This is a genomic window from Gemmatimonadota bacterium (genome assembly GCA_026702745.1).
Classification (GTDB): Bacteria; JAAXHH01; JAAXHH01; order JAAXHH01; family JAAXHH01; genus JAAXHH01.
The window spans coordinates 1-2,516 of the sequence record JAPPBT010000061.1 but is presented as its reverse complement, the minus strand read 5'-3'; the positions used below and the strand labels follow the sequence as shown (position 1 = coordinate 2,516).

The window sequence follows — 2,516 nt, the reverse complement described above, 5'->3', positions numbered from 1 at the left end:
GGGAAGGCGGCAGGACCGTCGGCGCGGGCGTCGTCACCGAAGTCATCGAGTAGCAGCAGGTATAGACAGGACACGGGACGGCGCGGCCGAAAGCCCGCCCCCGATGGTCCGGATGAACTTGACATAGAAGACGCGCATAACCGCAGGCCGGCGACGCGAACTGAGCGGAAAACACGGTTCCGGCCTGCCTTTTTATGCGGTACGCACATGCGCGCGGGTACGCGGGAGAGAACGGCCCGGGCCGGCGCAACGGCACGAAGCAGGGATCATGTACGAACGAACGGTAGACTTTCTGAGGGAAGTGAGGACGGAGCTCTCCAAGGTGAGCTGGCCGAGCCGGAACGAGCTGATCGGTTCGACGACCGTGGTCATCATCATCACGCTCATCCTGGCCGCCTTCACCGGCGTGATCGACTTCATCCTGTCCATCATTCTGAGCCGTCTGCTCGGGGCCTGACGCGTAGCGACCTATGATGAGGTGATCAATGGACAAGCGCTGGTACGTGATTCATACCTACTCGGGTCACGAGAACAAGGTGAAGACCCACCTGGAGAAACTCAAGGTCCGGGAAGGATTGGAAGAGAAGATCGGCGAGATCCTCATCCCTACCGAAGAAATCGTAGAGATGAAGCAGGGGAAGAAAACGTCTACCATACGCAAGCTTTTCCCGAGCTACGTCCTCGTGGAAATGGAGATGGACCGTGACTCCTGGCACCTGGTGACCAACGCGCCGGGCGTTACCCATTTCGTCGGGAGCGGGCCCCGGCCGCAGCCCCTGCGGGAGAATGAGCTGAACCGCATACTGCACCGGGACGAGCCTTCCAAGGAAAAGGGAGAAGGCGTGGAGATCCCCTACCGGACCGGCGACCAGGTCAAGGTGACGGACGGACCGTTCACCGATTTTACCGGCGTCGTGGAAGCTATACATCCGGACCGGCAGAAGCTGAAGGTCATGGTGAGCATTTTCGGACGCGCGACCCCGGTGGAACTCGATTTCCTCCAGGTCTCCCACGTCACGTAGGAGGGTGTTGTGGCAAAGAAGATAACTACGGTGATCAAGCTCCAGGTACCGGCCGGGCAGGCGAATCCGGCGCCGCCGGTGGGATCGGCCCTCGGCCAGCACGGCGTCAATCCCATGGAGTTCTGCAAGGTCTTCAACGCGAAGACCAATGACCAGATGGGGCTGATCATACCGGTCGTGATCACGGTGTACGCCGACCGCAGTTTTTCCTTCATCACGAAGACGCCCCCGGCCGCGGTGCTGCTCAAGCGCGAGGCCGGCCTGGCGAAGGCGTCGGGCGAACCCAACCGGGAGAAGGTCGGCAAGGTAACCCGGGACCAGGTGAGGCAGATCGCCGAACTCAAGAAGCCGGACCTGAACGCCGCGGATACGGAAGCGGCCATGCGCATGATCGAAGGCACGGCCCGCAGCATGGGCATCGAGGTGGAAGGCTAACCGAGGGAAGTCGCAAGGAGACGGGCCATGAAAAGAGGCAGGCGCTACCTGGCCGCCAGCGAGAAGGTGGAAGCGGGGAAGGACTATCCCCTCGAGGACGCCTTGACGATCGTCAAGGAATCCTCGAAGACGAAATTCGACGAGACGGTCGATGTGGCCATGCGGTTGAACGTGGATCCCCGCCACGCGGACCAGATGGTACGGGGCGCCATCGCACTGCCCCACGGAACAGGAAAAGAAACCAGGGTGCTCGTGCTGACCCGGGGCGAAGCGCAGAAGGACGCCCAGGAGGCCGGCGCGGACTACGTCGGCGCCGACGAGTACATCGAGCAGATCGAGAAGGGCTGGACCGATTTCGACGTCGTGATCGCCACGCCCGATATCATGCGTGACGTCGGCAAGCTGGGCCGCGTACTGGGTCCGCGAGGCCTCATGCCCAACCCGAAGAGCGGCACCGTGACCTTCGACGTCGGGCCCGCGGTCAAGGAAGTCAAGGCAGGCCGGATCGAATACCGCGTGGACCGCAACGGCAACCTGCACGGCCCCGTGGGCAAGGTGTCCTTCTCCGTGGAGCAGTTGACGGAGAACGCCTCGACGTTCATCGACGCGGTCATGCGGGCGAAGCCTGCATCCGCCAAAGGGCAATACATCAGGCGTCTTACCGTCTCGTCCACCATGGGACCCGGCGTACAGGTCGACCGCCAGGTGGCGGCCCGAGAGGCGTAGACGCATCCACGGCCCCGGTAGCCGTTGACGGCCCCGGATAGCCGTTGAAATCAAAGGAGTCTCGACACCATGCCCCAGCCGCGTGCCGTCAAAGAGCAGATCGTCCAGGATCTGACGACGCGATTGAAAGAAACCGAAAGCGTGTACCTGACCGACCTCACCGGCCTGGACGTCGGCGAGGTCACCGAACTTCGCCGGCGGTTGCGGGCGGAGTCCGTGGAGTGCCGCGTCATCAAGAACACGCTGACGCGCCTCGCCGTCGCGGACGCGGACCCGCCCGACCTCGGCGAGACCCCGGACGGACCGACGCCGCCCCTTATTGCGGCCGACCCG

Annotated in this window: 5 protein-coding genes; all 5 read left to right on the top strand. The window is 63.2% G+C overall.

The genetic code is table 11. From position 1 onward, the window contains the following. Positions 1 to 268 precede the first annotated feature (268 nt). On the top strand, positions 269 to 457 hold the full coding sequence (secE, locus tag OXH56_09930; protein MCY3555625.1) for a preprotein translocase subunit SecE: 189 nt from the start codon (positions 269 to 271) through the stop codon (positions 455 to 457). A gap of 28 nt (positions 458 to 485) precedes the next feature. Continuing rightward, positions 486 to 1,022, top strand: a complete 537-nt coding sequence (nusG, locus tag OXH56_09925; protein MCY3555624.1) for a transcription termination/antitermination protein NusG — start codon at positions 486 to 488, stop codon at positions 1,020 to 1,022. Between the two features lie 9 nt (positions 1,023 to 1,031). Next, positions 1,032 to 1,457, top strand: coding sequence for a 50S ribosomal protein L11 (gene rplK / locus OXH56_09920; GenBank protein MCY3555623.1), 426 nt, complete (start codon positions 1,032 to 1,034; stop codon positions 1,455 to 1,457). Positions 1,458 to 1,484: 27 nt separating this feature from the next. Further along, entirely contained in the window at positions 1,485 to 2,183 is a 699-nt protein-coding gene (gene rplA / locus OXH56_09915; GenBank protein ID MCY3555622.1) for a 50S ribosomal protein L1, read from the top strand. A gap of 69 nt (positions 2,184 to 2,252) precedes the next feature. Further along, positions 2,253 to 2,516, top strand: a 264-nt coding sequence (locus tag OXH56_09910) for a 50S ribosomal protein L10 (protein ID MCY3555621.1), incomplete at its 3' end; no start/stop codon positions are given.

Coding starts and splice junctions, on each gene's coding strand:
- secE (MCY3555625.1), top strand. CDS start 269: ATGTACGAACGAACGGTAGACTTTCTGAGGGAAGTGAGGACGGAGCTC.
- nusG (MCY3555624.1), top strand. CDS start 486: ATGGACAAGCGCTGGTACGTGATTCATACCTACTCGGGTCACGAGAAC.
- rplA (MCY3555622.1), top strand. CDS start 1,485: ATGAAAAGAGGCAGGCGCTACCTGGCCGCCAGCGAGAAGGTGGAAGCG.